Source organism: Mesorhizobium sp. M2A.F.Ca.ET.067.02.1.1, from assembly GCF_004023285.1.
Classification (GTDB): Bacteria; Pseudomonadota; Alphaproteobacteria; order Rhizobiales; family Rhizobiaceae; genus Mesorhizobium.
Genome location: NZ_RZSB01000417.1, coordinates 1 through 5,364, shown reverse-complemented (window position 1 = coordinate 5,364; position 5,364 = coordinate 1). Strand labels below are relative to the sequence as shown.

Annotated in this window: 5 protein-coding genes; 1 reads left to right on the top strand and 4 read right to left on the bottom strand. The window is 65.8% G+C overall.

Translation table 11 applies throughout. From position 1 onward, the window contains the following. On the bottom strand, nt 1-486 hold a 486-nt coding region (locus EOA28_RS23770; protein WP_245501584.1), incomplete at its 3' end, for an aldolase/citrate lyase family protein. Next, entirely contained in the window at nt 486-938 is a 453-nt protein-coding gene (locus tag EOA28_RS23765) for a MaoC family dehydratase (protein WP_126082353.1), read from the bottom strand. The genes EOA28_RS23765 and EOA28_RS23770, both read right to left, overlap by 1 nt. Nucleotides 939-1,090: 152 nt before the next feature. Here EOA28_RS23765 and EOA28_RS23760 point away from each other — a divergent pair, with 152 nt between their 5' ends. Further along, on the top strand, nt 1,091-2,212 hold the full coding sequence (locus EOA28_RS23760; RefSeq protein ID WP_127252153.1) for a DUF2336 domain-containing protein: 1,122 nt from the start codon (nt 1,091-1,093) through the stop codon (nt 2,210-2,212). Between the two features lie 4 nt (nt 2,213-2,216). Here EOA28_RS23760 and EOA28_RS23755 read toward each other — a convergent pair whose 3' ends face one another. Then, nucleotides 2,217-4,298 (bottom strand): FUSC family protein, encoded by a 2,082-nt coding sequence (locus EOA28_RS23755; protein ID WP_127386066.1) that lies wholly within the window; start codon nt 4,296-4,298, stop codon nt 2,217-2,219. 40 nt (nt 4,299-4,338) lie between these two features. Beyond that, on the bottom strand, nt 4,339-5,364 hold a 1,026-nt coding region (locus tag EOA28_RS23750; protein ID WP_245501583.1), incomplete at its 5' end, for a toprim domain-containing protein.

Below are 5,364 nucleotides of genomic sequence, written 5' to 3'. Positions count from 1 at the left end.
CGCTCCGATCGCGGCAGACAAGTCCTCCGCGCCCCAGGTCAGGCCGGCGAGCCGCGTGCTTGCCCCGGCATAGCTTGCCGCCGCAAGCACGCCGGACGCGGTTTCGGTGATGATCGGCAGGATTCTTATGGCGCCATCCGGGAGCCCGCTTTCAGCCTCATGCACCCGAAGCTTCGCCGCGAGTTGCTGGACATCCTGCCCGCTGTTCGACTTGGGCAGCATGATGCCGTCGGGCTTCGCAGGGACAAGGGCCGCGAGGTCGCTGTCGGTGAGGCCGGTGGAAAGGTCGTTGACCCGCACATAGACGGCGGGACCTCTCCGGCGCCTTTGGTTCGAGATGAAGCCGGCCGCGACCGCGCGCGCCGCAACCTTGTTCGCGCCGGCGACGGAATCCTCGAGATCGACGATGACGACGTCGGCGCCGGCCTCGAATCCCTTTTCCAGCTTGCGCGCGGAATCGCCGGGCACGAACAGCAGCGAGCGCATCAGACCGCCTTCTTCAGCATCATCGCCTGCCTTGTGCATTTGGCGACAAGAACGTCATTCTGGTTATAGGCGCGATGCTCGAACTCGACGATGCCGCGATCGGGTTTCGACTTGGAATCGCGCACGGAGACGACTGTCGTCTCGACCCGGATGGTGTCGCCGTGGAAGACGGGGTGCGGGAACACCGTTTCCTTCATGCCGAGATTGGCGACCGTTGTGCCGACCGTGATGTCGTTCACCGAAATGCCGATCATCAGGCCCAGCGTGAACAGCGAGTTGACCAACGGCTTGCCCCACTCGGTCTTCGCGGCGAAGTCGAAATCAATGTGCAAAGGCTGCGGGTTGAGCGTCATCACCGAAAACAACATGTTGTCGCTCTCGGTCACAGTTTTCCGCAGCGTGTGGTGGAAGACGTGGCCGACGACAAACTCTTCCAGATAAAGCCCGGCCATGATCGATCTCCCCGCAATTCCATCGCTTGATAGGCGTTGGCTGCGTCTCCATCAAGCCGGTTAAGAAATATGGTGAACCGTTCGTAAACCATTTCCAGCCTACCGTTCACAACGGGGCCGGGGACATTCCGGCAAGGGCGTAGCTGGTCGGCATGGTTGTTTCGCACTTTCTAAAATGGATTGATACGGCAAGGGTTTCCGAGCGTGCCGCCGCCGCGAGCGCGCTGGCGCGAGCCTATATCAATTCCGACCTGCCGTTCGAGGATCGCTGCGCCGCCGAGGCGGCGCTGACGCTGCTTCTGGACGATGCTTCGTCCAAGGTGCGACAGGCGCTTGCCGAGGCGCTGTCGATGAGCCATCACGCGCCGCCGCAGGTGATCAGCGCCCTGGCCGCCGACCAGCCGGAAGTGGCGACGCTGGTGTTGGCGCGTTCGCCGCTGCTTACCGATGCCGATCTCGTCGAGCGCGTCGTCTGCGGCCAGAAGGCGACGCAGGCGCTGATCGCCAACCGCCCGGTGGTCTCGATGTCGCTGGCGGCCGCAATCGCCGAGATCGGCGAACCGGAAGCCTGCGCCGCGCTGGTCGGGAACAGCGGCGCCGAGATTGCTTCGCTGAGTTTCCGCCGCATGGCCGAGCGGCATGGCCACGTGCCGCTGGTGCGCGAGGCGCTGATCGCCGATCGGCGCCTGCCGGCCGACTGCCGCCACATGCTCTTGGTCAAGCTTGGCGAGACCCTGAAAGGATCGCCGCTGGTGCTGGCGATGATGGGCGCGGCGCGCGCCGATCGCGTCATGCGCGATGCCTGCGTGAAGGCCTCGGTGACGCTGATCGAGGGAACGCGCATGGAAGAGCATGCCGCGCTGATCGAGCATCTGAGGCTCCGCGGCGACCTCACCGCCAGCTTCATCATCCGCACCATTGCGCATGGCAAGGTCGACTTCTTCGGCTCGACTTTGGTAGCTTTGGCCCGACAGTCCGAGCAGCGAGTGACGGCGCTTCTCGCCGGCGGGCACGACGTGGCGCTGCAGGCGCTGTTCCGCAGCGCCGGGCTTGCGCCGGCGACGCATGGCATCATCCTGCGCGCGCTGAAAGTCTGGCGCGAGGTCGCCAATGGACGGCGTGTCGCCGGCGTGCAGGAAGTGAGCTGGCTGATGCTGAAGGAACTCGGTGGCCAATCGGCCGAGGGCGATCTTGCCGGGCTGGTCAAGTCGATCCATCTCGACGCGCTGCGCGAAAACGCGCGCGGCCACGCGCTGGCGATTGCAGCTGCCTGACGCCTCAGCCTCGGCCCTTTGCAAAGAAATCCGGATAGTCTTCCATCGCCGCGGCAATGATGCGCAGGGAGGCTGCGATCCGCAGCATTTCGAGCCGATCGCTGCGTTCGCCAATGCTGGCCGCATACTGCCTTGCCACCGCGATGGTCGCGGTCTGCGGCTCGCCCGGCCGCCGGAACAACAATTCGCGCGCCAGGCCGCGCAGAAAATTGCCGATGGATTCGACTGTCTCGCGCGGCAGGGCGGAGTCCAGCTGCGCATGGCGCAGCCGAAGCACCTCCAGTCCGACGGTGACGGCGGCGATGCTGCCGCCGAGAATGGGGTCGCCCCTGCGGCCCGTTCGCTGCACCTGCGGCATCAGCTGGTTGATCCGGTCATAGGCGAGGCTTTCGAAAGCCGAACGCCGAGGTATCCGCTCATGCAGGCAAAGCCGCGCCAGATCCTCGCGCATCGCCTGCGAGATACGCTCCACGGTGACCCAGGGGTCGGCGGGCAGCACGACGATGAAGACGCCGATGGCGATCAGGATGCCGACCAGGATCGAGGCCGAGCCCGCGAAGAACGGCCCGGGATCATAGGTCATCTGCTGATGCGGGCTGAGGAAGGCGAGGAAGTTGATGGCGAAAGCGGTGGCGACGCCGACATGGCGTGGATTGGCCATGCCGAGCGCCGCGGGCACCAGGATCGGCACGACGAAGAGCGTGAACCAGCCGAAGCCGGGCAGCGCCGGCAGCGCGACCTGGCCGACCAGAAAGGCAAAGGGCAACGCGATCAGGGTGCCGGTGAAGAAGCCCCAGGCCGACTGCACGGGATCGGGACGCGTCGCGAACAGGCTGGAGACCACCGCGACGAGGATGACGGTGCCGGCCGCTTCCGACCATTTGGTCGTCAGCCAGAAGACGGCGACGAGCAGCGTCGCGAGCGCGGCGCGCACGGCGTTGCGCCATGCGGCCTGGTAGTCGCGGTGGACGACGAGTGCCGGCTGGCTTCGCTCATTCGATCTCCGGGAGACTGGCGAGCGAAGCGCATCGAGGCCGTCCAGCACCTGTTTCAGCGCTTCGGCAAAATCGCCGGCAATGGTGAGGCGAGTGACGGTGCCCACCTTGTCCTCGGCGGCATTGTTTGTACCGGCATCGTCGGGCAGGGCCGACACCTCCCTGGCCTTGCTCGCGATCGCATCGAGCCGCGCCACCCACGGGCCCGTATCGTCGAGAGCGCCGGGTGTCGCCGCCAGCTCGCCGACAAAGGCTTTCAAGTCGCGTCGCATGGGGATGAGCGCCGCATTCTTCGGCGCGCGGTGGCTGTGCAGCGTGCGCGCCGCCGACAGCGCCCACAGTAGCTGACCGATGGTGCGTCGCACCGGGTGGGCGCGGGGGGCGAAGCTCGGCGCTTCCAGGCGCGCATAGGTGCGCATTTCCGCGAGCGTCTGGGCGTCGGTGATCAGCTTGCGCTGGAGCGCGGCAAGGCTTGCCGGATCGCCGCCGGAAAAGGCGCCGCCGGCATATTCGGCGAGGTCGAGGATGCTGCGCTTCAGCCGCGAGATGATGGCGTCGGCCGCGAGCTTGGGCAGGATCAGCCGGCTGGTGACGCCGGCGCAGACGATCCCAATCACGATCTCCGCGCAGCGCGCGATGGCGAGGTCGACAACGACGATCGGCTGGCCGAGCGCCGGCAGGCTGATGATCATCGCCGTGTAGCCGGCAAGCGCCGCGCCATAGGCCTCCGGGTTGCGCAGCAGCGAGGATACGAGCGTGCAGACGCCGATCCAGAGCGCCAGGAGTGTGACCAGCAGCCAGGGATTGGCGCCGGACAGGGATGTTATGCCGATCGCAGCCAGGCCGCCGGCCAGCGTCCCGAGCAGCCGATAGAAGCCCTTCGCCAGCACCATTCCGGCCACCGGCTGGGCGACGATGAAAACCGTCATCATCGCCCATTGCGGATGGTCCAGCTTCAGCGCGTAGGCAACAAGCAGCGCGATCAGCCCGGCCGAAACCGTGCGCAGGGCAAAGATCCAGTCCGAACGGGTCGGCTGCGTCAGACCGTTTAACGATGTCTCGACAAGCTCTTTCAGACGCGTCCAGGTCACATTCGTCTCCGTACAGGAGTCTTTATGGACCCTTCCGCGATCAGATATCCAGCACGTCGGGCTCGGCGAATTCGGCGCGCTCCTGGATGAAGCGGAAACGCGCTTCAGGCTTGGTGCCCATCAGCGCGTCGACGGCATCCTTGGTGGCCTGCTCGGCGTCGATCACATCGACCCGCAGAAGAGTGCGCTTCTTCGGATCCATCGTGGTCTCCTTGAGCTGCGAGGCCATCATCTCGCCCAGGCCCTTGAAGCGGCCGATCTCGACCTTGCCGCGCCCGGTGAACTCGGTACGCAGCAATTCGTCCTTGTGCGCGTCGTCGCGGGCGTAGCCGACCTTGCCGCCCTGCCGGATCGAATAGAGTGGCGGCACGGCCATGTAGAGATGGCCGCCGCGGATCAGGTTCGGCATCTCCTGATAGAAGAAGGTGATCAACAGCGAGGCGATGTGCGCCCCATCGACGTCGGCGTCGGTCATGATGATCACGCGGTCGTAGCGCAGGTCCTCGTCGCGGTATTTCGAGCGCGTGCCGCAGCCGAGCGCCTGGATGAGGTCGGAAATCTGCTGGTTGGCGGCAAGCTTGTCGTTGCCGGCGCTGGCGACGTTGAGGATCTTGCCGCGCAGCGGCAGCACCGCCTGGCTGGCGCGGTCGCGCGCCTGCTTGGCCGAGCCGCCGGCCGAGTCGCCCTCGACGATGAAGATCTCGGCGCCGGCGGCCGCATTTTGCGTGCAATCGGCGAGCTTGCCCGGAAGGCGCAGCTTGCGCACCGCGCTCTTGCGCGAGACTTCCTTTTCCTGGCGGCGGCGCACACGCTCGTCGGCGCGCGCGATGACCCATTCGAGAAGCTTCGAGGCTTCCTGCGGATTGTCGGCAAGCCAATGGTCGAATGGGTCGCGGATGGCGTTTTCGACGATGCGCATCGCCTCGATGGTCGCCAGCCTGTCCTTGGTCTGGCCGACGAATTCCGGCTCGCGGATGAACACCGACAGCATGCCGGCGGCCGAGATCATCACGTCCTCGGTGGTGATGATAGAGGCGCGCTTATTGCCGATCAGGTCGGCATAGGC

Excerpts from the sequence above, each read along its gene's own strand:
- EOA28_RS23765 (WP_126082353.1), bottom strand. The coding sequence starts at position 938 with ATGGCCGGGCTTTATCTGGAAGAGTTTGTCGTCGGCCACGTCTTCCAC.
- EOA28_RS23760 (WP_127252153.1), top strand. The coding sequence starts at position 1,091 with ATGGTTGTTTCGCACTTTCTAAAATGGATTGATACGGCAAGGGTTTCC.